This window comes from Nocardia sp. JW2 (assembly GCF_051843015.1).
Lineage (GTDB): Bacteria > Actinomycetota > Actinomycetes > Mycobacteriales > Mycobacteriaceae > Nocardia > Nocardia coubleae.
The window spans coordinates 1-365 of record NZ_JBPXLK010000069.1 but is presented as its reverse complement, the minus strand read 5'-3'; the positions used below and the strand labels follow the sequence as shown (position 1 = coordinate 365).

Annotated in this window: 1 protein-coding gene; it reads right to left on the bottom strand. The window is 66.3% G+C overall.

Features of this window, described 5'->3' with window-relative positions; genetic code table 11:
• Positions 1-365: AMP-binding enzyme (locus ACSVDM_RS30835; protein WP_439269175.1), on the bottom strand; the 365-nt coding region annotated here is incomplete at both ends.

Here is a 365-nt window from a genome sequence, read left to right as displayed (position 1 = left end):
AGGAGGCGGCGCATGATTTTGCCGCTGCGGGTTTTGGGGAGTTCGGGGACGATGTGGATTTCGCGGGGTTTGGCGATGGGGCTGATCTGTTTGGATACTTCGGCTTTGAGGGTGTCGACGAGGGTGTCGTCGGGTGTGGTCGATCCGGTGAGGATGACGAAGGCGACGATGCCTTGGCCGGTGGTGGGGTCGGTGGCGCCGACGACGGCGGCTTCGGCGACGCTGGGGTGGCCGACGAGGGCGGATTCGACTTCGGCGGTGGAGATGCGGTGGCCGGAGACGTTCATGACGTCGTCGACGCGGCCGAGGACCCAGAGGTCGCCGTCGGTGTCGAGTTTGGCGCCGTCACCGGCGAAGTACCAGCC